Origin of the sequence: Streptomyces sp. 7-21 (genome assembly GCF_016741785.1) — a bacterium.
Lineage (GTDB): Bacteria > Actinomycetota > Actinomycetes > Streptomycetales > Streptomycetaceae > Streptomyces.
Genome location: NZ_JAERRL010000055.1, coordinates 1 through 269, shown reverse-complemented (window position 1 = coordinate 269; position 269 = coordinate 1). Strand labels below are relative to the sequence as shown.

At 61.0% G+C, this 269-nt stretch carries 1 protein-coding gene; it reads left to right on the top strand.

What is annotated here, in order from left to right:
* Nucleotides 1-13: 13 nt before the first annotated feature.
* Nucleotides 14-269: mycothiol system anti-sigma-R factor (gene rsrA, locus JK356_RS21550; RefSeq protein ID WP_201870359.1), on the top strand; the 256-nt coding region annotated here is incomplete at its 3' end.

Here is a 269-nt window from a genome sequence, read left to right as displayed (position 1 = left end):
AAGGGTCGGGATCATGAGTGGCGACAAGTCGCGTCCCACGGACTGCTCCGAGGTCCTTGACCATCTCTACGAGTATCTCGATCGCGAGATGCCCGATGGAGACTATGCCAAGTTCGAAGAGCACATGGATGAGTGCTCTCCGTGCCTGGAGAAGTATGGGCTTGAGCAGTCCGTAAAGCAGCTGGTCAAACGCTGCTGCGGTCAGGACGAGGTGCCCGCGGACCTGCGGGCGAAGGTGCTCAGCCGCATCGACCACATCCGCGCCGCTG